This window comes from Acidovorax sp. SUPP2825 (assembly GCF_030158995.1).
Taxonomy (GTDB): Bacteria; Pseudomonadota; Gammaproteobacteria; order Burkholderiales; family Burkholderiaceae_C; genus Paracidovorax.
Map to the genome: position 1 here is coordinate 101,205 of NZ_BQXK01000003.1, position 23,306 is coordinate 124,510.

The window sequence follows — 23,306 nt, forward strand, 5'->3', positions numbered from 1 at the left end:
CGGGGTTTCCCGCACGCGCCGGCCCCGCTGCTGCGGTGCTCGCCTACGCGGCGTTCGAGCGGCGTTGCGACAAAATCCGCGCATGTCCCGCCCCGCCGCCCCCCTGCCCCCCACGCCGCCCCTGGCGCGCCAACTTCCACCCACCTCCGCGACGACAGGGCAGCTTCCGGCCGGCGACCCGCCCGACCACTCCGACATCTCCCCCTCCACCCCCGCATCCGCACCCACCGCCGCGCCCGAGCCCGGCGACGATGTGCCGCCCGAACCCCTGGCCGCCGAAACCCCGGAGGGATCGGCCACGCCGCCCGCCTCCACGGCCCCTTCCGCACCCGCCGCGCTGCCGGCCTCGCCCGCATCACCGCGCCCCGAACCGTCCCCTTCCCCGTCGCCCACCGGCCCCTCGGCGGCCGCTGCCGCCGCAGCCCTGCCTGGAGCGCCGGGCTTCATGCTGAACATGCCGATCGACGTGCGCAACATGTCGCTCGCGCTGCTGGCCCTGTTCGCCACCGTCGCGCTGCTGCACTGGGCCAGCGCCGTGTTCATTCCCCTCATGCTGAGCGTGCTGCTCACCACCGCGCTGCACCCGGCGGTCACCGCCCTGCACCGCTGGCACATCCCGCGCTGGCTCGGGGCCGGGGTGCTGCTGATGGGCATCGTCGGCAGCCTGGGCGGCGCGGCCTGGTCGCTCAGCGACGGCGCGGCCGAGCTGGTGGATTCGGTGCCCGTGGCCGCGCGCAAGGTGCGCGATGCCATGCGCCAGCGCGTGGGCGGGCCCAGCCCGCTGGACACCATGCAGAAGGCCGCCACGCAGATCGAGCAGGCCGCAACCGAAAGCATTCCGCCGCAGACGCGCCGCGGCGTGCAGCGCGTGGTGATCGAGCGCGCGCCCTTCAACATCCGCGACTACGTGTGGAGCGGCACCATGGGCCTGGCGTCTGCCGCCGGCCAGCTCACCGTGGTGATCTTCCTGACCTTCTTCGCGCTCGCATCGGGCAACCTGTTCCGGCGCAAGCTCATGCGCATCGCCGGCCACAGCCTGGAGCGGCGCAAGGTGACCATGGCGGTGCTGGACGACATCACCGGCCAGATCCAGCGCTACCTGCTGGTGCAGCTGCTAACCAGCGTGCTGGTGGGCGTGGCCACCGGCGCGGTGTACGCCCTGCTCGGGCTGGAAAACCCCGCCGTCTGGGGAGTGGTGGCCGGGGTGCTCAACCTCGCGCCCTACATCGGCTCGGTGGTGGTGACGGGCGCCTCGGCGCTGGTCGCCTTCCTGCAGTTCGGCACCGTGGACATGGCGCTGGCCATCGGCGGCGCATCGCTCGTCATCCACACCCTGGTGGGCAATCTGCTCACCCCCTGGCTCACCAGCAAGACCAGCCGCATGAGCCCCGTGGCCGTGTTCGTCAGCGTGCTGGTGTGGGGCTGGCTGTGGGGCCTGTGGGGCCTGCTGCTGGGCATTCCGGTGATGATGGCCGTGAAGGCAATCTGCGACCGGGTGGAGGATCTGCGAGCGGTGGGGGAACTACTGGGGGATTGAAGGGAAAGAAGGCCTGACGGCCCGGCCAAGCACCGCAGCCGGGCCGGGCCCGTCTTCGGTCAGGCCATTTGCCTGTCGCCGGGGTTGCGTCCGTCCGCCTGAATCTCCATGATGGGGGCGCCGGTGTGCATGGCGCCATCGGCACATCCATTCATCGCTCGGACCCATCGATCGATGCCTTCCCCCGCAGGCGTGCGCACGCCAGCCCACAGGAGCAAAAAACCATGCCCATCGAACTCTGGCTCGCCTTCGTCGCGGCCTCGGCCGTGATGCTGATCATCCCCGGCCCGACCATCCTCACCGTGATCAGCTATTCGATGTCGCATGGCCGCCGCGCGAACGTGCCGTTGGTATTGGCCGTGGCGCTGGGCGATTCGACCGCGCTGTTGATGTCGCTGCTGGGCCTGGGCGCGCTGCTGGAAACCTCCGCCTTCTGGTTCACCGCGGTGAAGTGGGCCGGCGGGCTGTACCTGCTGTATCTGGGCATCCGCCTGCTGCGTGCCGGAATCTCCGCCACCGAAATCGCTGCACCCGCCGCTCCGGCGTCGCGCTGGCGCCTGTTCCTGAACACCTACCTGGTGACCGCGTTGAACCCGAAGGGCATCGTTTTCTTCGTGGCCTTCCTGCCCCAGTTCCTCAGCCCCGCCGCCAGCGCGACGCAGCAAATGGGAATACTGGGCGTCACCTTCGTGGTGCTGGCCGCCACCAATGCGACGCTGTATGCCGTGTTCGCTGGCAGCGCACGCAAGCTGCTCGCATTGCCACGAGCACAGCAGCGCTTCCATGTCGCGGGCGGCTCGCTGCTGGCGGCAGCGGGGGTCTGGGCGTTGACGGCGCGGCGGCCTGGGTGAGGTAAGGGGCCATCCATCAGGGCGAGCAGAGCATCCGTCAGCGTTTTGCGTCGCAGGCCGGAGGGGGCGATGAATCGGCGCATTCTGGAGGAATGTTCTCGAAAGCCACGTCATTGCCGACCTGTACCGCATTGTTGGGCGGACTCAACCACCAATGGATTTCTCCATTCATCCAAAGATCAACGACCTGACTTTCACCCAGGAGTGTTTTGGAGTTCACGCGGTACAACCGCACCACGTAGGGCATCTTGTAGTCGTGATGAATGATGCGCTGAACGAGAGACGCTTTGTGAAACTCAAGGCGATAGACGCGCTGAGGGCTGTTTTCACTGTCAAAAAAAGTGGGCGTCGCAGCGTACCAAGCAAGAAAAACAAGTGCATTCAATGCCAAGCACCAGACGATGCATGGGACTTCCCTGAAGTCATTCAGCTTCATGGCACTCCAATTTGATGGGAAACAGAAGACGAACACGGTGCACGGTGACCGGCTGCGAGCCCCATGGCGCACGGGTCCGCCAGCCGGGGCACCCCGCCCCCTCTATACCGGCGCCACCGGCGCGCGCGCCGCCAGCTGCGTGGCCAGGGCCTGCAGCAACGCCAATTGCCGGCACACCAGGGCCAGTTGCGTCTGCACCAGCCGCAGGGTGTCCGGTGCAGCATCGGCGGCCTGTTCCAGCGCGGTGGCCAGTGTTTCGCCGTGGGCTGCGTCGCCCTCCAGGGCCTCGCGGGTGCGCAGGGCGCGGGCGACGGCTTCGAGGCGCTCGACCGCGTAGCGGGCGCCCTCCTGTACTAGTGGGTCGTCCACGCCTTCGGCGAGTTGGCCGCGGTGCGCGCCCAGCGCCGAGAGGTAGTTGAGCAGGGTGTGCGACAGCACCAGCATGCGCATGCCGGCCTGCGAATGCGAGCGCACGTGGCGGGGCTCGCGCAGCATGTGCGACAGGGCGGTGGAGAAGGCGGCGTCGGCGTTGTGGGCGGTGCGTCGGGCCAGGCGGTAATCGAGGTCGTCGTCCTTGCCGGTGGCGTACTGCGACATGATCTCGCGCAGGTACTGCCCGTTGGCCTGCAGGGCCTGCGCGGCCACGGCGGCCAGGCGCCGGCCCTGCCAGTCGGGCAGCACGACCATCATGGCGGCGGTGGCGATGGCGCTGCCGATCAGGGTGTCGAGCAGGCGCGGCAGGATCAGCGCGTGGGCCTCGCCGGTGGCCTGGTTGAAGCACATGAGCACCAGCAGCGTGATGGCGGCGGTGGCCGTGAGGTAGCGCGTGGTGCGGGTGACGAAGAACAGCACGCCCGCCGCCACGGCGAAAAGCGCCTGCAGCGGCGGGCTGGGAAAGAGCTTGAGCAGCGCCCAGCCGACGACCAGGCCGATGGCGGTGCCGGCGACGCGCTGCGACACGCGCGTGACGGTGGCGCCGTAGGTGGGTTGGCACACGAACAGCGTGGCCAACGGAATCCAGTAGCCGTGCACGGGATCGATGAGCTGCATGGCGATGCAGCCGGCCGCGAGCGCCAGCGACAGGCGCGTGGCATGGCGAAACAGCGGCGTGCCCGGGTGCAGCTGCGCGCGCACACGGCCCCAGGCATCGGCCAACGACCGGGGGGACCGGTCCAGCAAACTGCTGTCGCCCAGGCGCTCGCCGCCATCGGGGTGGGTGGCGGCGTCGAGCTGGCCGGAGAGCGTGGCGAGGTTGCGGGCCAGCGCGCGCAGGCTGCGCAGGGGCCGCTGCCAGGCGCTCTGGCGCTGGCTCTCCAGGTGGGCGATGGAGTCGTGCAGGTCGGCCATGGCGCGCTCGCCAGCGGGGTCGCGCACGAAGGGCTCGTGCGTCTGCAGGGCCTCGGCCAGGCGGGTGCAGTCCACGCCCTGCAGTTGCAGCACGCGCTGGCAGCGGTAGAGCACGTCGCTGTGGAACAGCACGTCGGCCCAGTCGTTGTAGTGGTGGTGCGACGAGCTGGCGCGCTCGTGGATGTCCTGCGCGATGAAGTACAGGTTCAGGTGGCGCAGCAGCCGGCCGGTGGGGGGCGGCGCCTCGCGGCGCGCGCCCAGGCGGCTGAAGATGCTTTCCTTGGTGGTGTTGAGGGCGGACACCACGCGGCCGTTGGTCTGGGCGAGCGCCAGGCGCCGGCGCTCCACGTCCACGCCGCGCACGGGCTCGAACAGGCTGGCCTTGAGCCGCAGGTAGGCGCCCAGCACGCCGTAGAGCTTGGCGAGGTTCTGGCGCACGGGCTGGTGTGGGAACAGCGCGCACCACAGCAGCGACAGCAGGCCGTACCAGGTGGCGCCGGCCAGCAGCCAGGTGGGCACGCTGAAGCCCAAGGCCGGGCCGCCCCCGCGCTGGGCGCCGGGCGCCACGCTGATGGCGGTGTAGAGCGCCAGGATGACCGTGGCCAGTGCGATGGCGCGGTAGCGCTCGCCCACGGCGCCGAGCATGGTGAAGCCGAAGGTGGACACGGCCATGCCCGCCACGAACCACAGGGGCCACGGCATCAGGGCCTCGACCGAGAACGCGGCGGTGGCGAAGCAGGCCAGCGTGACGAGCAGCGCCCGCAGCCGGCCGCGCCAGTTGTCATCGGTCTCGGCGATGGCGCTGGCGATGATGCCCAGGAAGATCGGCGTCACCAGCGGCACGCGGTCCAGCCACCAGCACACGGCCATGGCGCCGCTCAGCGCGATGAACACGCGCACGCCGTACACCAGCGCATCCTGCGCCCACAGGCGCCTTGCCCACCCTGCCATTGCCGTTTTCAAGATCGCATCAACCCTGGAGAGAGATGGAAAATTTCAGCGGGACATGCCCAGAACCTGAACGAGCGGCCAGACGCCTCGACTGCCACTTCACGAGCGCCCCTCGCAACTGAGCAGCGGCGAAGGGGGGGTGCATTCCGAAGGGAGCTTGTCGAACACCACATCGCGGCCCACGTGCACCTTGTTCACGGGGCCGGCCGTGTCCACGTCCCAGACGATGCCGTCGTTGTGCCACAGATCGACCACCGGGCTCTCGCCCAGCAGCGCCCTGGACTCGAAGCGGTACAGGCGCACCACGGCCGGTTTTTTGAGCTCGGGGTGGGTGATTCGCTGCCACCATGAAGCGTGGTAGATGTCCAGGCGGTACACGTACCGAGGGCTGTTGTAGCGGTTATAGAGCGTCGGCGTGGACACGTACCAAGCCAGAAAAATGGCGGCGTGCAATGCCAGCCACCAAGCGAGGCAAGGGATTTTCTTGAAAATGGAAAGCATCTTCATCACTTGCCGAAATTCTTCTGGCATTCGGGCAAATGCAAATCCTGCTCGGCGCATTCCAGCGGAACGTTCTTGAATTCCACATCCATGCCAACGCGCACTTTTTTCAGATCCTTGGGAGGCTCCACGAACCACGTGATCTCGCCATTGCCGTCGCTCATATCCACCACGTCGCTCTCGCCCAGCAGAGCCGGGGGATCCACCTGGTACAGGCGCGCTGTGTTGGGTAGCCTGAAATCGTAATGAACGATGCTCTGCAGGATGGACGGGTCATAGATCTCCAGGCGATACGCCATGTGGGGGCTGTTGTAACTGCAGCAGAAAGTGGGGGTAGACACATACCAGCCAGCCAGTAGCAGTAGGTCCAGCGCCACGCACCAAGCGATGCACGGAACCTTCTTGAAATCGGGCAGCTTCATGACCACTCCAGCGATATAGGAAAGGGCAGGCGAACCCGATGCACGTCGGACAGGACAATGAAGTCGCCGCCCCGTCCATGCATGCCGCGCCATGCGCGGAAGTCCTGATTCTGAACCCAGTAGGCATGGCCCCGTGCCTTGGCCTCTGTTTCATTCGCCCACTGTTCAGAAATCGACACTCGCTCCCCGAGGTCGATGCGGCTGACGCCCCCGTAGCCCCAGAAACCCAGGGGCTGCGAGAGGAAGGCATGGTCGCCATCGTTGAAATCGTAGGAGTCTCGCAAGTAAAAGCCCAGTTCATCGATCAGGATGGCCGTTTTTCCAGCGCCTTTGGAAGTGACGACCCCGGACACCGCCACTTTGAGTGTCGCTTCCCCCATCGCGCCGTAGAAGTCGTCCAGCGGATCGCTCAAACGTCCCACCTTCAAGATATTCACTTGGCAACTTTCATCCACAGCCTTGGCGGGCTGGCCCAGCGAGCCAAACCGCCAAGACGGTTGAGGGCGCCCCCCGCCTTGCTTTTCCACCCGATCTTTCAACCGTGCTAACCCGGCAGGGCTGGCCCACTGCGCCTGCAACGTCGCCATGGCCGTCCGCACACGTGCAAAACCCCTCGCCCAGGCCATGGAAACGGTGCCTTCATCCAGTTGCACCGCATTCAACGTGGCGGTTTGATGGGGAGGATTGCCCCGCTTCATCGCATCGGGCATCTCGAAAGCCGCCCCGCGAAACCACCGCTCCATCAACGCTGCCGCCACCGGCCACCCCATGCGCGAACGCATCACGCCGGGAATATCGTCGAGCTGAAACAGCCGCACCTTGGGCGGCAGCTTCTTCTCCAGTTGCGCTCGCAACTGCTCCGGGTCCACCTTGACCACGCCGTTCATGAACACTCCCTTATTCTCGTTGTCGCTTGTTTTTTCGAATCGCGGATTCTAGAAAACAAAGGGCATCCAAAACACGGAGTCGCTCATTTTCTCGGTTACGCGACGTAACTATTAAAATACCAGAGAAGGAAGGCATCCGCTGAAAACCCACCATGCCGCGCGGGCCCCAGCCGACGCCCTACCCCCCGCCGTCAGCCGGTGTTGCGCAGCCCCGCCGCGATGCCGTTGATCGAGATGTGGATGCCGGTCTGCACGCGCTCGTCGCCCTGCCCGCCGCGCCAGCGGCGCACCAGTTCGACCTGCAGGTGGTGCAGCGGGTCGATATACGGAAAGCGGTGGCGGATCGACCGGGCCAGGGCGGTGTTGTGCGTCAGGCGGTGCTTGTCGCCGGTGATGCGGGTGAGCGCATCGGCCGTGCGTTGCCATTCCGCTTCGATGGCGCCGAAGACCTTCTTGCGCAGGCGCGTGTCGGCCACCAGTTCGCTGTAACGCGAGGCCAGGGCCAGGTCGCTCTTGGCCAGCACCATGTCCATGTTGGACAGCAGCGTGCCGAAGAACGGCCACTGGCGGTACATCTTCTGCAGCAAGGCCATCTGCGCCTTGGGGTCCTGGCCGGGCTGCTTGACGAAGGCTTCCACCGCGGCGCCGAAGCCGTACCAGCCCGGCAGCGTGAGCCGGCACTGGCCCCAGCTGAAGCCCCAGGGAATGGCGCGCAGGTCTTCGATGCGCTGGCTGGGCTTGCGCGAGGCCGGGCGCGAGCCGATGTTCAGCTCGGCGATCTCGCGGATGGGCGTGGAGTTGAAGAAGTAATCGGTGAAGCCCGGGGTGTCGTACACCAGCGCGCGATAGGCGCCCATGCTGGCCACCGACAGCTGCGCCGCCGCTTCCAGGAAGTCCTTGGTGGCGGGCTTGGTGGGCTGCAGCAGCGTGGCCTCCAGCGTGGCGGCGACCAGGGTCTCCAGATTGCGCCGGCCGATCTCGGGGTTGGCGTATTTGGAGGCGATGACCTCGCCCTGCTCGGTCAGGCGGATCTGCCCGCGCACGGTGCCGGGCGGCTGCGCCAGGATGGCCTGGTAGCTCGGCCCGCCCCCGCGGCCCACGGTGCCGCCGCGGCCATGGAACATGCGCAGCTGGATGCGGTGGCTGGCCGCCAGTTCGTCGAACAGCTCCACCAGCGCGATCTCGGCGCGGTACAGCTCCCAGCTGCTGGTGAAGATGCCGCCGTCCTTGTTGCTGTCGCTGTAGCCCAGCATGATGTCCTGCTCGGCGCCGCTGGCCTGCACCATCGCGGCGAAGCCGGGCACGGCGTACAGCTCGCGCATGATGGGCGCGGCGTTGCGCAGGTCTTCGATGGTCTCGAACAGCGGCACCACGATGAGGTCGGTGGTGGCGCCGCGGGCGCCGCTGCCGGGCACGGGCGGCACGGCATCGAGCGTGCCGTGCATCAGCCCCACTTCCTTTTGCAGCAGCAGCACTTCGAGCAGGTCGCTCACGGTTTCGGTGTGGCTGATGATGTAGTGGCGGATGGCCTGCGGGCCGAAGCGCTCGCGCATCTGCCGCGCCGTCTCGAAGATGGCGATCTCGCCCGTGGTGTGCTCGGAATACGTGGCGCCCACCACGCGCAGCGGCCGGGCATCGGCCAGCAGGCGCAGCAGCAGCGCGCGGCGGTCGGCCTCGGGCAGGGCCGCGTAGTCGGGCTCCACGCGCGCCGTGGCCAGCAGTTCGGCGATCACCTTCTCGTGCTGGTCGGAGCTTTGGCGCAGGTCCACCGTGGCCAGGTGAAAGCCGAACACCTCCACCGCGCGCACCAGCGGGTGCAGGCGCTCGGCGGCCAGTGCCGCGCCGCGATGCGAGCGCAGCGAGGCCTCGATCACGCGCAGGTCGGCCAGGAAGGCCTCGGCATCGGGATAGGGGTTCTGCGGCGCGACGGCATGGCGCGCGGCCTCGCCGCCGGTCAGGTTGCGCAGCGTGGCGGCCAGCCGGGCGTAGATGCCGGTGAGCGCGCGGCGGTACGGCTCGTCCTGGCGGTGCTCGCTGTGGTCGGGCGAGCGCTCGGCCAGGGCCTGCATGTCGGGCGAGACCTGCACCAGCCGGGCCGACAGCGACAGCTCGCCGCCCAGAAAGTGCACCTCGGTCAGGTAGTGGCGCAGCGCCACCTCGGCCTGCCGGCCCAGCGCCAGCGAGAGCGTGGCCGCGCTGACGTTGGGGTTGCCGTCGCGGTCGCCGCCGATCCACTGGCCCATGCGCAGGAAGCTCGCCACGGGCTGGTTGCCCAGTTCGCGCTCCAGATCGGCGTAGATCTTGGGGATCTCGCGCAGGAAGGTCGATTCGTAGTACGACAGCGCGTTCTCGATCTCGTCGGCCACGGTGAGCTTGGTGTAGCGCAGCAGGCGCGTCTGCCACAGCTGGGCCACGCGGGCGCGCAACCGCGCCTCGTTGGCCGCCAGCTCGCGCGGGGTGAGCGCGTCCTTGGCGCTGTTGTACAGCTGCGCGCGCACCTGGATGTCACCGCGCTCGGCCAGCAACTGGGCGATGTCGCGCTCGGCATCCAGGATGCTCTTGCGCTGCACCTCGGTCGGGTGGGCGGTGAGCACCGGCGCCACGTAGCTCCTGGCCAGCGTCTGCGAGATGGTGCGCGGCGCGATGCCCGCCCAGCGCATGCGCGCCAGCGCCACCTCGATGCTGCCCTCCTGCGCGCTGCCCGCGCGCTCGTGCACGGTGCGGCGGCGGATGTGGTGGCGGTCCTCGGCCAGGTTGGCCAGGTGGCTGAAATAGGTGAAGGCGCGGATCACGCTGACCGTCTGGTCGCCCGACAGGCCCTTGAGCAGCTTCTTGAGCGCCTTGTCGGCCTCCTGGTCGGCATCGCGGCGAAAGGCCACCGACAGCTTGCGCACCTGCTCCACGAGGTCGTAGGCGGCGACCCCTTCCTGCTCGCGGATCACGTCGCCCAGGATGCGGCCCAGCAGCCGGATGTCCTGGATCAGCGGCAGGTCCTTGTCGGTCCTGCGGGGGGCGGCCGGTGCGGGTGCGGCGTCGGTCTTGCGGGGGGTCGCGTTCATGCGGAAAAGGTCTCCTGCGCGCTCGGGCGCATCATGGACAGAGGGCGGCGGCTGCTGCGGGCCCATGCTAGCATCCCCGCTGCCCGCGCCGCCCGGCGCACCTGCCCCGCGCACCCCCTGCCTTCCTCCCGTGCCCGGCGGCCCTCCTACCGCGATGAACCCCTTCGAAACCCCCACCCATTTCCCCTTCGTGATCGCCACCCGCGAAAGCCGCCTGGCCCTGTGGCAGGCCGAGCACGTGCGCGCCCTGCTGCAGGCACGCGGCCACACCGTGACGCTGCTCGGCATGACCACGAAGGGCGACCAGATCCTGGACCGCACGCTCAGCAAGGTGGGCGGCAAGGGCCTGTTCGTGAAAGAGCTGGAAGTGGCGCTGGAGGAAGGCCGCGCGCACATCGCCGTGCACTCGCTGAAAGACGTGCCGATGGAGCTGCCCGACGGCTTTCACCTGGCCGCCGTGATGGAGCGCGAGGACCCGCGCGATGCCTTCGTCTCGAACCGCTTCGCGCGCCTGTCCGACCTGCCCCAGGGCGCGGTGGTGGGCACCTCCAGCCTGCGCCGCCAGGTGCTGCTGCAGGCCCTGCGGCCCGACCTGAAGATCGAGCCGCTGCGCGGCAACCTCGACACCCGCCTGCGCAAGCTCGACGAGGGGCTGTACGACGCCATCGTGCTCGCCGCCGCGGGCCTGAAGCGCCTGGGCCTGGACGACCGCATCCGCGCCACGTTCGAGCCCGCCGAGATGCTGCCCGCCGCCGGCCAGGGCGCGCTGGGCCTGGAGGTGCGCAGCCACCGGCAGGACGTGATCGCCGCGCTGGCGCCCCTGGCCCACCTGCCCAGCTGGCTGGGCGTGACGGCCGAGCGCGCCGTGAGCCGCGCCATGGGCGGCAGCTGCTCCATGCCGCTGGCCGCGTACTCGCACTGGCGGGCCGACGGCACGCTGCAGCTCGATGCCGCCTGGGGCGACCCGCACGGTGTGCTGCCGCTGGTGCGCGCCACCGTGTCCGGCACGGTGCAGACGCTGGCGCAGGCCGATGCGCTGGGCAGCGACGCCGCGGCGCAACTGTGCGCGCAGGGCGCGCAGCCCGCGGGTTGAGCCCCACGCCCGCCAGCCCCTGGTGCCGCCCTTGAGCCTCGCCGCCCGCACGCCCCCCACCCGCCGCGCCATCGTCACGCGGCCCGAGCGCGATGCCGCGCAATGGGTCGTGGCCCTGCACGCGCGCGGCATCGAGGCCACGGCACTGCCCCTGATCGCCATCGCCGGCTGCAGCCACCCTGACGCGGTCGCCGCGCTGCGCCGGGCGCGCGAGGGCTTTGGCGACTACCGCGCGGTGATGTTCGTGAGCGCCAATGCCGTGCGCTACTTCTTCGAGTCCAATCGGCCTCCAGCGCATGATCCACTAGGGCATACCGCTATAAAAACAAGAGCATGGTCACCAGGCCCCGGCACCGCCCAGGCACTGCGGGACGGTGGCATGCCCGCCGCGCGGATCGACCAGCCCGCGGCCACGGCCGGGCAGTTCGACTCCGAATCGCTGTGGGAGCGGGTGCAGCCGCAGGTTCAGCCCGGCGACCGCATCCTGATCGTGCGCGGCGCGCAGGGCGAGGCCGACGGCCCGTCGGACGCCGCCCAGAGCGGCACCGGGCGCGAATGGCTGGCGCAGCAGATCGCCGCGGCCGGCGGGCAGGTGGAGTTCGTCGCCGCCTACGAGCGCGCCGCGCCGCAGCTCACGCCCGCGCAGCAGGCCCTGGCCACGCAGGCCGCCACGGACGGCTCGCTCTGGCTGTTCAGCAGCTCCGAGGCCATCGCCCATCTCGCCGCCGCGCTGCCCGGCCAGGACTGGCGCGAGGCCCGCGCGCTGGTCACCCACCCCCGCATCGCGCAGGCCGCCGACGCCCTGGGCTTCGGGGCCGTGCGCCAGTGCCGGCCCGCCCTGGACGACGTGGTCGCCTCGATAGAATCGCACCCATGAGTTTTGAGCCCGCTTCCGCCCCCGCCGCCCCACCGCTGGCCGCCCCGCCCTCCGGTGCGGCCGTGCCCGCAGCGCCCGCGAAAGGCGCCAGCGGCAACCGCTACGCGCTCTGGGCCCTGGGGTTCGTGGCCGCGGCCGGCCTGCTGGGCAGCGTGTTGCTGTGGCAGCGCCTGAACACCATCCAGGAGCAACTGGCGCGACAGACCGCCGACTCCGGCACCCAGGCCATCGAAGCCCGCACCCTCGCCCACCAGGCACTGGACGTCTCGCGCGAAACCGCCGCACGGCTCACCGTGAACGAAACCCGCGTGAGCGAAGTGGCCCTGCAGCGCGCCCAGCTCGAGGAGCTGATGCAGAGCCTGTCGCGCTCGCGCGACGAGAACCTGGTGGTGGACATCGAATCCGGCATCCGCCTGGCCCAGCAGCAGGCCCAGTTGACCGGCAGCCTGGAGCCGCTGGTGGCCGCCCTCAAGAGCGCCAACCAGCGCATCGAACGCGCCGCCCAGCCCCGCCTGGCGCCCCTGTCGCGCGCCATCGGCCGCGACCTGGAGCGCATCGGCGCCGCCCAGGTGACCGACACCGCCGGCCTGCTCGCGCGGCTCGACGATCTGGTGCGGCAGGTGGACGAGCTGCCCCTGCAGAACGCCGTCGCCCAGGCCGCCGCCACGCGCCGCATGAACGCCCAGGTGCCCGCGGGCGACGCCGCCGCGCCGGCTGCGGCCCCCAGCCCCTGGTGGCAGTCCGCGCTGCAGCGCGCGTGGGAGGTCGTGCGCGACGAGGCCCGCGGCCTGCTGCGCGTGAGCCGCATCGACCGGCCTGAGGCCATTTTGGTGTCGCCCGACCAGGCGTTCTTCCTGCGCGAGAACCTGAAGCTCAAGCTCATGAACGCCCGCCTGGGCGTGCTGGCCCGCCAGCTCGACTCGGCGCGCGCCGACCTGGCCGCCGCCAGCGCCGCGCTCAACCGCTACTTCGACCCCGCGTCGCGCCGCACGCAGATGGCCGCCACGGTGCTGCAGCAGGCCCAGTCGCACATCCGCACGGCCGAGCTGCCGCCGCTGGACGAAACCCTGTCTGCCCTGGCCACGGCCGCGGCGGGCCGCTGAGCCGCCGGAGGACCGCCCACCCATGCGCGCCGCACTCTGGTTTCTGGCACTTTTTGGCGTGGCCGTCGCGGCCGCGCTGTTCGCGGGCAACAACCAGGGCACGGTGACCCTGTTCTGGCCGCCCTACCGCGTCGATCTGTCGCTCAACCTCGTCCTGCTGCTGCTGGTCGGCGGCTTCGCCACGCTGTATGCGGCGCTGCGCGCCTTGGCCGCGCTGCTGGAGCTGCCCCGCCAGGCGCGGCGCTGGCGCGCCCAGCAAAAGGAGCGCTCCATGCACGCGGCGCTGCTCGATGCGCTGTCGCAGCTGCTGGCCGGGCGCTTCATCCGCTCGCGCAAGGCCGCCACCGCCGCCCTCGCACAGGAAAGCGCGCTGGAGGCCTCGGGCGAGGCCGTGCCGCACGGCCGCCAATTGCGCACGCTGGCACATCTGGTGGCCGCCGAAAGCTCGCACGCCCTGCAGGACCGCGCCACGCGCGAGGCGCATTTGCAGAACGCGCTCAACAACATTCCCGACCGCGCGCCGGTCACCGAGCTGGAGCTGCGCGAAGGCGCGCACCTGCGCGCGGCCCGCTGGTCGCTGGACGAGCGCGATGCCAACGCCGCGCTCGAACGCCTGGCCGCCCTGCCCCAGGGCGCGGCCCGGCGCACGCTGGCGCTGCGCGCGCGCCTGAAGGCCACGCGCCTGGCCCACCAGACCCAGGAAGCCCTGGAAACCGCGCGGCTGCTGGGCAAGCACCGGGCGTTTTCACCCGCCGCAGCGCAGAGCATCGTGCGCGGCCTGGCCATGGAGCTGCTGAACGGCGCGCACGACCCGGCCCAGCTGCAACAGGTCTGGATGTCGCTGGAGCCCGCCGAGCGCGCCATGCCCGAGTTGGCCATCCACGCGGCGCAGCGCCTGAGCACCCTGAGCGGCGACGCCGGCCAGGTGCGCCAATGGCTGTTGCCCGTGTGGGAACGCATGGTGGAACTGCCGCACGCCATTCCCGACCACCAGGCGCTCAAGCTGGTGCGCGCCCTGGAAAACAACCTGGACGCGCTCGACGCCGCCTGGCTCGCCCGCATCGAATCGGCCCAGCAGGCAAACCCCCGCGATGCGCGCCTGCAGTACCTGGCCGCCATGGCCTGCCTGCGGCGCCAGCTGTGGGGCAAGGCGCAGCAACTGTTCACCCAGTCCACGGGGCAGTTGGGCGATGCGAGCCTGCGCTGCAGCGCGTGGCGCCACCTGGCCGAACTGGCCGAGCAGCGCGGCGACGCCGTGGCCGCGGCCACGGCCTGGAAGAACGCGGTCCTGGCGTCCTGACGCAAGGCCGGGCCTGGGCGCCGTGCCTGGGCTTGCGCCTTCCCCCGTCTCTGCGGCAGTCCTCGGCCGTGGGCCGCGTTACACCAGCGCGACCGCCGGCGCCGCATCCAGATTCCAGCCGCCCTCCTCCCACGCCCACACCACCTGCGGCGCAATCGCCTGCAGAAAATGCCGGTCGTGCGACACCACCAGCAGCGCGCCGGTGAACGACGCCAGCGCGGACTGCAGCGCCTCCACGGCCCGTGCATCGAGGTGGTTCGTGGGCTCGTCCAGCAGCAGCATCTGCGCCGGATCGCCGCTCCACAGCGCGCAGGCCAGCGCGGCCTTGATGCGCTCCCCGCCGCTCAAGGTGCCCGCCGGCCGCTGCACGCAGGCGGCGTCCAGCCCCAGTTGCGCCAGCCGAGTGCGCAGCGCGGAGGACGGCAGCGGCGAGCCGGTCTGCGCCAGCCGCTCCAGCACGCTCAGCCCCGGCGGCAGCAGCGCCGCGCTGTGCTGGTCGAGCCAGGCGGTGCGCACCATGCACTGCACCCGGCCGGACTCGGGCGCCAACTGCCCCGCCACCATGCGCAGCAGCGTGGTCTTGCCGCAGCCGTTCGGGCCGGTGATGGCGATGCGCACCGGCCCGCTCCACACCCCGTCGAGCGCTGGGGGCGGGCCGCTGCGCCGTGGCGACCACGGCACGGGCGGCACGGCGCGCTCCAGCCGCAGCACCGGCTTGGCCAGCGGAATGGCGCTGGCCGGCAACGGCAGTGCCAGGGCCGCGGCGGGCGCCACCCGGCCGGCGGCCTCGCGCACGGCGGCATCCAGCCGCCCCCCCGCCTCTTCGCGGCGCACATGCTCCCGCCCCGCGAAGGCCTCTGCACGGCTTTTTTGAAGGCCCAGCAGCAGGGGCGACTGGTTCGCGTCCTGCGCTGCCGCGCGGCCCCGGGCGGCCCGCCGCATCTGCGCGTCGTGCTGCCGCCGCAAATCGCGTTGCGCAGCATCGCGTTCGGCGCGCGCATGGTGCAGCGCGGCCTGGGCCGCCTGGGCCTCGGCATCGCGCTGCGCCGCGTAGACATCCCACGCACCGCCGTAGTGGCGCAGGCCTTGCGGGGTGAGCTCGGCGATGCGGTCCACCGCCTCCAGCAGCGCGCGGTCGTGCGTGGCCACCAGCACCGCGCCCCGCCAGTCCGCCAGGGCCGACAGCAGCCAGCGCCGGGCGGGCGCATCGAGGTGGTTGGTGGGCTCGTCCAGCAGCAGTACGTCGGCACCCGAGAGAAACGCCCCCGCCAGCGCCACGCGGGCCCGCTCGCCGCCGCTCAGGCAGGCCGCTTCGCGATCCGGGGACAGGTGGCCCAGCCCCACGCCGTCGAGCGCGCGCTGCCAGCGGGCCGCGCAGTCCCACTGCCCGTCCGCGAGCAGCAGGTCGGCTTCATCGCCCTGCCCGGCCTCCAGGCGGGCCAGCGCCCCCAGCACGGAGTCGATGCCCGCCAGCGCCGCCACGGTGCCACCCGGGCGGTGCTGGTCCACCGCGTGCAGGCGGCCCGGCCGCTCCACCGTGCCCGAGGCCGGCGCCAGCGTGCCGGCCGCCAGGGCGAGCAGCACGCTCTTGCCCACGCCGTTGTCGCCCACCAGGCCGGTGATGCCGGGGGCGAGGTGGAGCGTGGGCGGCTCGGCCCAGAGCGCCTCCCCGTCGGGCCGCCGCCATTGCACCCGGGCCAGGCGCAGCAGCGCGCCCTCCCGCCCCGGCGCGCAAGCCGCCAGGGGAGAGGACGTGAAAGAAGAGGAAAGGGAAACGGATGCGGTGCGCGCTGCACCGCGGGGCGGACGGGCGTCCGCGTTGAATGTCGCCATGGTCAAGCTCCAAGCCATCGAATCGGCCGCCTCCCCGGATCGGTGAGGGAAGCGGAACGGACGGAGGGGGCTTACAGGCGCATGGGTGAAGAACCTCGGTGGCGGCGATCGGAGCGATCGAAGGGCCGGACTATACGGCCGCAGGACCAGCAACGCAAATTCACTTAGGTTAAATGAATTACGGATAGTACAATTTTCAAATCCACCCGACGGAGACCGCCATGAACGCCGTGCCAAGACTGAAACCCGACCTGTCCACCCTGCCCCCGCCCGCCGCCGTGCAGCAGCTGCACCACTACGCCTACAAGGCGCGCGACGCCGAGGAAACGCGGCAGTTCTACGAAGACATCCTGGGCCTGCCGCTTTATCACATCATCCAGAGCGATCACGTGCCCAGCACGGGCGAGTACTGCCCCTACACGCACTTCTTCTTCCGGCTGAAGGACGGCTCGTTCATCGCCTTCTTCGACCTGGGCGACGACGTGAAGGCCGAGCCCTCGCCCAACACCCCGCTGTGGGTCAACCACATCGCGTTCCGCGTGGACACGGTGCAGGAGCTGGAGAACACCAAGGCCCGCCTGGAGGCGCATGGCGTCGAAGTGCTCGGCGTGACCGATCACCACATCTTCAAGAGCATCTACTTCTTCGATCCGAACGGCATCCGACTGGAGCTGTCGGCGCAGCTGGCCGATGCGCAGCAGATGGACAAGGACAGCACGGTGGCCCACCAGCGCCTGAACGAGTGGACCGCGCGCAAGGAGCAGTGGCGCAAGGAGCGTGCCGAGGGCAAGAGCGCCGCACCGCTCAAGCCTGCGCAGAACGACCGGCCGGAGTACGCCAAGGGTTGACCGGCCCGCATCGCGGCACCTCGGCCTGGGCATCAGCCTGGGGCCGGGGCCGGCCGCTCAATCGTCCAGCGTTTCGCGCCCGCGCATGACCTGGTGGCGCTCCCAGTAGTGCTCCAGCGTCGCCTTGAAGCGCTGCTTGTCCTTCTTGAGGCCCGGCAGCTTGAGCTTCGTGCTCTTGGCGCGCAGCAGGCTTTTTTCCGGGTGCGTGATGGTGAGCGAATCGCCCAGGATGCTGTCCTTGAAGGCCATGGCCTTCACCGCGTCCCAGGGCACCGTGGTGCCATCCGCCGACGCGGCGATGCCTTCGTGGCTCACCTGCACGGTGTGGCCGCCCTTCAGCGCGAACGACCGGGCCGGAAAGTACTTGAGCACCACCGCCAGTTCCTCGGCGGTGGCCGGCTCGTAGCGGTAGGCCAGGCTGCGTTCGTGGCCCTGCGCGAAGGCCTGCTCGTAGTCGCTCCACAAACGCTGCTCGATGGCGTCTGCCGTGAGGATGTCCTGCGCCCAGGTGCGCTCGGGCGGCCGCACCACGATGGCGCCGTAGTCCGATTCGGGCAGCACCCAGCCCACGTTGCGGATGCGCTCGGGCATGAGCGGGTGGGTGTCGAACGGATGGGGCACGTTGGCCGTCTGCATCGCCGTGCGGAACTCCGCCGACTGCGCATAGGGCGGCAGCCCGCTCGAGATGAAGTGCGCGATGCCCAGATCGCCCGCCAGCTGCTCTTCCTTGTCGAACAGGTCGCTCTCGATCTTGTGGCGGTACCTGGCATAGGCCGCGATCTTGACCAGCGACTGCCCGATGGCCTGGGGCGAGACCAGCTGCGCGGCGATGCGGTCGGCCTGGAACTCGCGCGCCCGGCTGTCGCGGGCCAGCGCCCATTCGAAGATCAGGCGGTGCAAGCCCAGTAGCGGGGACACCACCGCCGTCAGGCCCGAGGTGCGCATGGCATGGTGGTACTGGTCGTACTGCACCAGTTTCGGCCCCAGGCGCGCGCTGCTTTCGGTGTCGCCGCCGCCCAGGTGGGCCAGCTCGTGGGCGAACACCGCGTCGGCCTCGGACTGGTCGAGCAGGCGCAGCAGCGGAATGCTGACGAACAGCGTGCGCCCGGTGAGCGCCTGCCCCGCCACGTGGATGGGCGCTTCGGTCACGAAGAAATTGGCGTCGATGCCGGCCACGATGTGCTGCGGCGGCGCGGTCTGGAGCCGCGCGGCCATGTGGCGGATGCGCTGCCACAGCAGCGGCGCGTCGGCCTCCTGCACCAGCTCGCCCTCGACCTCGCTGTGGCGGTTCACCCGCTTGAAGATGCCTACCACCGCCAGCACCACGGCCACCGCCACGCCGATCGCCACCGCCATGATGAGCTTGGGCGAATAGCGGTGCCAGAAATACGCCGTCACCCAGAACGACAGCCAGGCCACCATCGCGCCCTGCACCACCACCTCCAGCGCGCTCGCGGCGGTCATCAGGCGCCAGCCGGCCACGAAGCTCGCGTGCTGCAGCCGGCGGTTGACGAAGGCCAGCGCCCCGAGCGCCAGCGCGGCCGCCAGCACCAGCGCGCCGGCCACCAACGTCCACAGCGCCACGGTGCGCGCCACGAAGAACTGCCAGTTGTTGGAATACGGCGGGCACATGGCCTCGCGGTATTCCTGCGCATCGGGCGTGCGGTCGGTGCAGATCGTGGAGGGCGGATGGGCCCGGTAGTAGTCCTTCTGTTCCTGCCGGTCCGCCGGGGACAGGTCCGTGGCGGCGTCGATGCGCGATTCGATGGCGACGAGGAACCTGGCGTCCAGGTCGCGCTGCACATGGTTCGCGAAGAACAGGGTGACCAGCGGCACCGCGAACAGCGACAGCACCGACCAGAGAAAGGCTTTGCCGAGACCGGCGCGCAGCGAGGGATGAAGAGCCATGGGTGCGGATTTGTTGGAATGGGAATGGGACCTTGGCGGCACGGCACGGAGCCGGCCACCCCCTGGCGGGTGCGCCGGATGGCTCCGAGGCCGACGATTATCAGCAGCCATCTTGCTCACATCCCCTTGCAGCCTTCGGCAAAAGGTAACAAAGCGATAGCAGATCCGGCCCGCCCGCCGGGCCCAGCGCCCGCGGAGCGCCGGTGCCGCTGCCTTAAAATGCCCGGTCCCCTTCCTGACCCGAAGCCCAGGCAGCCGCCTGCCCGTTGGCCTCTTCTTGCACCCACCAGACCCCATGAGCTCGCCCCTGAACCAACCCGGCCTTGAAAGCCTGTCCAAATCCTTCGAGCCCGCTGCCATCGAGGCCCATTGGGGCCCCGAGTGGGAACGCCGGGGCTATGGCGATGCGGGCTACCGTGGCTCGCGCCAGGCCCAGGCGGGCGAGCCCGCCTTCTCCATCCAGCTGCCACCGCCCAACGTGACGGGCACGCTGCACATGGGCCATGCGTTCAACCAGACCATCATGGACAGCCTCACGCGCTACCACCGCATGAAGGGCTTCAACACGGCGTGGATTCCGGGCACCGACCACGCGGGCATCGCCACGCAGATCGTGGTGGAGCGCCAGTTGCAGGAGCAGGGCATCAGCCGCCACGACATGGGCCCCACGCCGCCCGAGGCGCGCAAGAACTTCTTCGCCAAGGTCTGGGAGTGGAAGGAGCACAGCGGCAACACCATCACCACGCAGATGCGCCGCATGGGCGACAGCGTGGACTGGAGCCGCGAATACTTCACCATGGACGACAAGCTCTCCAAGGTGGTCACCGACACCTTCGTGCGCCTGTACCAGCAGGGCCTGATCTACCGCGGCAAGCGCCTGGTGAACTGGGACCCGAAACTGCAGTCCGCCGTGTCCGACCTCGAAGTGGAGAACGAAGAGAAGGACGGCTCGCTCTGGCACATCGCCTACCCGCTGACCGACGGCAGCGGCAGCCTCACGGTGGCCACCACCCGCCCCGAGACCATGCTGGGCGACGTGGCGCTGATGGTGCACCCCGAGGACGAGCGCTATACCGCGCTCATCGGCAAGACGGTGACGCTGCCACTGGTGGGCCGCGAGATCCCCATCATTGCCGATGCCTACGTGGACAAGGAATTCGGCACCGGCGTGGTCAAGGTCACGCCCGCGCACGACCCCAACGACTACCAAGTGGGCCAGCGGCACAACCTGCCGATGATTACGGTGCTTGATTTGCAAGCCCATGTCATCGCGCACCCTGCCGGAGATGACGCAGCAAGGATGCAAGAGCTTCGTCAGCGCCTTGATTCAGGAGAAACATCCTTCTTGATTGCGAACTCCCTTGCCAACTACGAAGGTCAAGTAGCCATTCCGGCCAAGTATCGGGGCCTGGACCGCTTCGTGGCTCGCAAGGCCATCGTGGCCGACCTGGAAGCCGCGGGCGCCCTGGTCGAGACCAAGAAGCACAAGCTGATGGTGCCCATCTGCACCCGCACAGGCCAAGTGGTCGAACCCATGCTCACGGACCAATGGTTCGTCGCCATGAGCAAGACCAGCGACCAGGACCCAACCGGCAAGAGCATCGCGCAAAAAGCCATCGACGCCGTGGCCTCGGGCGAAGTGCAGTTCGTGCCCGAGAACTGGGTGAACACCTACAACCAGTGGATGAACAACATCCAGGACTGGTGCATCAGCCGCCAGCTGTGGTGGGGCCACCAGATCCCGGCGTGGTACGACGAAGCGGGCAACGTGTACGTGGCGCGCGACGAGGCCGAGGCGCAAGCCCAGGCCGGCGCGGGCGCCAAGCTCACGCGCGACAACGACGTGCTGGACACTTGGTACTCGGCCGCGCTGGTACCGTTCTCCTCGCTCGGCTGGCCCGAAGCCCTTGACGATCAGAACGCCACCAAGGACTACGACCTCTACCTGCCCTCCTCCGTGCTGGTGACGGGCTACGACATCATCTTCTTCTGGGTCGCCCGGATGATCATGATGACCACGCACTTCACCGGCCGCGTGCCGTTCAAGCACGTGTACATCCACGGCCTGGTGCGCGATGCGCAAGGCAAGAAGATGAGCAAGTCCGAGGGCAACGTGCTCGACCCGGTGGACCTGATCGACGGCATCGCGCTCGACCCCCTGCTGGAAAAGCGCTCCACCGGCCTGCGCCGCCCCGAGACCGCGCCCCAGGTGCGCAAGAACACGCAAAAGGAGTTCCCCGAGGGCATTCCCGCCTACGGCGCCGATGCGCTGCGCTTCACCTTCGCGGCGCTCGCCAGCCTGGGCCGCAGCATCAACTTCGACAGCAAGCGCTGCGAGGGCTACCGCAACTTCTGCAACAAGCTCTGGAACGCCAGCCGCTTCGTGCTGATGAACTGCGAAGGCCAGGACTGCGGCCTGCAGGAGCACACCCCGGCCGATTGCGAAGGCGGCGGCTATCTGGCCTTCAGCCAGCCCGACCGCTGGATCGTCTCGCTGCTGCAGCAGGTCGAGGCCGAGGTGGCCAAGGGCTTTGCCGAGTTCCGCCTGGACAACGTGGCCAACACGATCTACGACTTCGTCTGGAACGAGTTCTGCGACTGGTACCTGGAAATCGCCAAGGTGCAGATCCAGACCGGCACGCCGGCCGAGCAGCGCGCCACGCGCCGCACGCTCATCCGCACCCTGGAAACCATCCTGCGCCTGGCGCACCCGCTGATCCCGTTCATCACCGAAGCCCTGTGGCAGAAGGTCGCGCCCGTGGCCGGCCGCGCGGGTGAATCGGTCAGCATCGCCGCCTACCCGCAGGCGCAGCTGGAGAAGGTCGACGAAGCCGCCATCGCCCACGTGGCGCGCCTGAAGGCTTTCGTGGACGCCTGCCGCACGCTGCGCGGCGAGATGAACGTCTCGCCCGCCACGCGCCTGCCGCTCTACGCGGTGGGCGATGCGGCCTTCATGCGCTCGGCCGCGCCCGCGCTGCAGGCCCTGGCCAAGCTCAGCGAGGTGCAGGTGTTCGAAGACGATGCCGCCTGGGCCGCTGCCGCGCAGGCCGCGCCCGTGGCCGTGGTGGGCGACGTCCGCCTGTGCCTGCACATGGAGATCGACGTGGCGGCCGAAAAGGCGCGCCTGTCCAAGGAGATCGCCCGCATCGACGGCGAGATCACCAAGGCGCAGGCCAAGCTGTCCAACGAGGCCTTCGTGGCCAAGGCACCGCCCGCCGTGATCGACCAGGAGAAAAAGCGCGTGGCCGATTTCGGCGCCACGCTGGCCCGCCTGCGCGACCAGCTGGCCCGGCTGGCTTGATAGCGCGGGCTTCGCCCCCACGTTCACCCTTTACGACACCGACTGACCGACCCCAAGAAGGACCATCGATGACCGACAACACTTCCGCGATCCGCAAAGCCGTGTTCCCCGTGGCAGGCCTGGGCACCCGCTTCCTGCCCGCCACCAAGGCATCCCCCAAGGAAATGCTCCCCGTGGTGGACAAGCCCCTGATCCAGTACGCGGTCGAGGAAGCCTATTCCGCCGGCATCCGCCACATGATCTTCGTGACCGGCCGCAGCAAGCGCGCCATCGAAGACCATTACGACACCGCCTACGAGCTGGAAAACGAACTCGAAGCCGCCGGCAAGAACGACCTGCTGCAGCTGGTGCGCTCGGTCGCCCCCAGCGACATGGATTGCGCCTTCGTGCGCCAGCCCCGCTCGCTGGGCCTGGGCCATGCCGTGCTGTGCGCCGAGCCGCTGGTCGGCCGCGAGCCCTTCGCCGTGCTGCTGGCCGATGACCTGATGGTCGGCCTGCCCGGCGGCCAGCCCGTGCTGGCGCAGATGGCCACCGCGTTCCGCAAGCAGGGCCGCTCGCTGCTGGCCGTGCAGGAAGTGCCCGCCGACCAGGTGCGCCGCTACGGCATCGTGGCCGGCGAGCCCGCCGGCGGTCCGCTGATCCGCATCGACCGCATCGTGGAAAAGCCCGCACCGGAAGACGCGCCCTCGCGCATGGGCGTGGCCGGCCGCTACATCCTCACGCCCGGCGTGTTCGACGAGATCCGCAACCAGCCCCAGGGCGTGGGTGGCGAGATCCAGCTGACCGATGCCATCGCCCGCCTCATGGCGCGCGAGGCCGTGTACGCCTTCCGCTACGAAGGCAAGCGCTACGACTGCGGCAGCAAGGAAGGCTTTCTGGAAGCGACGGTGGAACTGGCGCTGCAGCACCCGCAGGTGGGCGCTGCCTTCCGCGAATACCTCAAGACCGTGGATATCTGAAACAGATCTGAAACAAGCGCGGGGCCCGGTGCGGCCCTGCACTGAGGGCACTGCGGACACAAATTGGCCCGGTCACCGCTGCGTCCGCGCAGT

General features: G+C 69.5%; 17 protein-coding genes. 9 read left to right on the forward strand and 8 right to left on the reverse strand.

Going from position 1 to position 23,306, the window contains the following annotated elements; translation table 11 throughout:
* The first annotated feature begins 82 nt into the window (after nucleotides 1–82).
* Nucleotides 83–1,537 carry an AI-2E family transporter gene (locus AVAK2825_RS05245; protein ID WP_284394838.1) on the forward strand — a complete coding sequence of 485 codons (1,455 nt, stop codon included), beginning with the start codon at nucleotides 83–85 and terminating at the stop codon, nucleotides 1,535–1,537.
* A 224-nt stretch (nucleotides 1,538–1,761) separates the two neighbouring features.
* A complete protein-coding gene (locus tag AVAK2825_RS05250; RefSeq protein ID WP_284394839.1) occupies nucleotides 1,762–2,388 on the forward strand; it encodes a LysE family translocator in 627 nt (208 codons plus the stop codon).
* 37 nt (nucleotides 2,389–2,425) lie between these two features.
* Here AVAK2825_RS05250 and AVAK2825_RS05255 read toward each other — a convergent pair whose 3' ends face one another.
* The 6 genes from AVAK2825_RS05255 to ppc all read right to left on the reverse strand — a co-directional run bounded on the left by AVAK2825_RS05255 (nucleotide 2,426) and on the right by ppc (nucleotide 9,991).
* Entirely contained in the window at nucleotides 2,426–2,824 is a 399-nt protein-coding gene (locus AVAK2825_RS05255; RefSeq protein WP_284394840.1) for a hypothetical protein, read from the reverse strand.
* Between the two features lie 102 nt (nucleotides 2,825–2,926).
* Nucleotides 2,927–5,122, reverse strand: a complete 2,196-nt coding sequence (gene yccS, locus AVAK2825_RS05260) for a YccS family putative transporter (protein WP_284394841.1) — start codon at nucleotides 5,120–5,122, stop codon at nucleotides 2,927–2,929.
* Between the two features lie 99 nt (nucleotides 5,123–5,221).
* On the reverse strand, nucleotides 5,222–5,629 hold the full coding sequence (locus AVAK2825_RS05265; protein WP_284394843.1) for a hypothetical protein: 408 nt from the start codon (nucleotides 5,627–5,629) through the stop codon (nucleotides 5,222–5,224).
* Nucleotides 5,629–6,045 carry a hypothetical protein gene (locus AVAK2825_RS05270; protein WP_284394845.1) on the reverse strand — a complete coding sequence of 139 codons (417 nt, stop codon included), beginning with the start codon at nucleotides 6,043–6,045 and terminating at the stop codon, nucleotides 5,629–5,631. Before AVAK2825_RS05270 ends, AVAK2825_RS05265 begins: the two co-directional genes overlap by 1 nt.
* Nucleotides 6,042–6,932 (reverse strand): DUF6402 family protein, encoded by an 891-nt coding sequence (locus AVAK2825_RS05275; RefSeq protein ID WP_284394847.1) that lies wholly within the window; start codon nucleotides 6,930–6,932, stop codon nucleotides 6,042–6,044. The genes AVAK2825_RS05270 and AVAK2825_RS05275 overlap by 4 nt, the downstream gene beginning before the upstream one ends.
* 191 nt (nucleotides 6,933–7,123) lie before the next feature.
* Nucleotides 7,124–9,991, reverse strand: a complete 2,868-nt coding sequence (gene ppc, locus AVAK2825_RS05280) for a phosphoenolpyruvate carboxylase (RefSeq protein WP_284394848.1) — start codon at nucleotides 9,989–9,991, stop codon at nucleotides 7,124–7,126.
* Nucleotides 9,992–10,145: 154 nt separating this feature from the next.
* On the opposite strand from ppc, the gene hemC reads away from it, so the two are divergent.
* Genes hemC through AVAK2825_RS05300 form a run of 4 tightly spaced genes read left to right on the forward strand, consistent with a single transcriptional unit; the run spans nucleotide 10,146 to nucleotide 14,364 of the window.
* Nucleotides 10,146–11,084 carry a hydroxymethylbilane synthase gene (gene hemC, locus AVAK2825_RS05285; protein WP_284394850.1) on the forward strand — a complete coding sequence of 313 codons (939 nt, stop codon included), beginning with the start codon at nucleotides 10,146–10,148 and terminating at the stop codon, nucleotides 11,082–11,084.
* A gap of 31 nt (nucleotides 11,085–11,115) precedes the next feature.
* A complete protein-coding gene (locus tag AVAK2825_RS05290) occupies nucleotides 11,116–11,961 on the forward strand; it encodes a uroporphyrinogen-III synthase (protein WP_284394852.1) in 846 nt (281 codons plus the stop codon).
* Nucleotides 11,958–13,064: a uroporphyrinogen-III C-methyltransferase gene (locus tag AVAK2825_RS05295; protein ID WP_284394854.1), complete on the forward strand. Its 1,107-nt coding sequence runs from the start codon at nucleotides 11,958–11,960 to the stop codon at nucleotides 13,062–13,064. Before AVAK2825_RS05290 ends, AVAK2825_RS05295 begins: the two co-directional genes overlap by 4 nt.
* Before the next feature lie 22 nt (nucleotides 13,065–13,086).
* Complete coding sequence (locus AVAK2825_RS05300) at nucleotides 13,087–14,364, forward strand: heme biosynthesis protein HemY (protein ID WP_284394856.1); 1,278 nt, start codon at nucleotides 13,087–13,089, stop codon at nucleotides 14,362–14,364.
* Between the two features lie 78 nt (nucleotides 14,365–14,442).
* On the opposite strand, the gene AVAK2825_RS05305 is transcribed toward AVAK2825_RS05300, so the two are convergent.
* On the reverse strand, nucleotides 14,443–16,197 hold the full coding sequence (locus tag AVAK2825_RS05305; RefSeq protein ID WP_284394858.1) for an ATP-binding cassette domain-containing protein: 1,755 nt from the start codon (nucleotides 16,195–16,197) through the stop codon (nucleotides 14,443–14,445).
* 221 nt (nucleotides 16,198–16,418) lie between these two features.
* Here AVAK2825_RS05305 and AVAK2825_RS05310 point away from each other — a divergent pair, with 221 nt between their 5' ends.
* Nucleotides 16,419–17,045 (forward strand): VOC family protein, encoded by a 627-nt coding sequence (locus AVAK2825_RS05310; RefSeq protein WP_284394860.1) that lies wholly within the window; start codon nucleotides 16,419–16,421, stop codon nucleotides 17,043–17,045.
* A 57-nt stretch (nucleotides 17,046–17,102) separates the two neighbouring features.
* Here the strand turns inward: AVAK2825_RS05310 and AVAK2825_RS05315 are convergent, their stop codons facing one another.
* Nucleotides 17,103–18,953, reverse strand: coding sequence for a M48 family metallopeptidase (locus AVAK2825_RS05315; RefSeq protein WP_284394862.1), 1,851 nt, complete (start codon nucleotides 18,951–18,953; stop codon nucleotides 17,103–17,105).
* 295 nt (nucleotides 18,954–19,248) lie between these two features.
* Between AVAK2825_RS05315 and AVAK2825_RS05320 the strand changes: the two genes are divergently transcribed.
* On the forward strand, nucleotides 19,249–22,254 hold the full coding sequence (locus tag AVAK2825_RS05320; RefSeq protein WP_284394865.1) for a valine--tRNA ligase: 3,006 nt from the start codon (nucleotides 19,249–19,251) through the stop codon (nucleotides 22,252–22,254).
* 68 nt (nucleotides 22,255–22,322) lie between these two features.
* Nucleotides 22,323–23,213: a UTP--glucose-1-phosphate uridylyltransferase GalU gene (gene galU, locus AVAK2825_RS05325; protein ID WP_272564407.1), complete on the forward strand. Its 891-nt coding sequence runs from the start codon at nucleotides 22,323–22,325 to the stop codon at nucleotides 23,211–23,213.
* Nucleotides 23,214–23,306: the final 93 nt, after the last annotated feature.